The organism is Rhodanobacter thiooxydans LCS2 (genome assembly GCF_000264375.1).
In the GTDB taxonomy this organism is placed as follows: domain Bacteria; phylum Pseudomonadota; class Gammaproteobacteria; order Xanthomonadales; family Rhodanobacteraceae; genus Rhodanobacter; species Rhodanobacter thiooxydans.
Genome location: NZ_AJXW01000160.1, coordinates 1 through 207 on the forward strand (window position 1 = coordinate 1; position 207 = coordinate 207).

The 207-nt window shown below is 75.8% G+C and carries 1 pseudogene; it reads left to right on the plus strand.

What is annotated here, in order from left to right:
- Nucleotides 1-193, plus strand: a pseudogene (locus tag UUA_RS19725) (ATP-dependent RNA helicase RhlB); the annotation flags it as partial.
- Between the last annotated feature and the right edge of the window lie 14 nt (nucleotides 194-207).

Consider the following 207-nt stretch of genomic DNA (forward strand, 5'->3'; position numbering starts at 1 on the left):
CGCCGAAGGCAACCGCGCCCCGCGGGGCGAGCGTCGCCCGCCGCGCGAGCGCGGCGCGGCCGAGTCCGCGGGCGTCGGCCACAACCGTCCGTCGCGGCAGGTCGCGGTGACCTCGGGCAAGTCCGCCGAGCACGCGCACCCGGCGAAGCCGAGCTTGTTCCGCCGCCTGACCCGGCTGTTCACCGGGCGCTGAGAGGTTGTGATTTT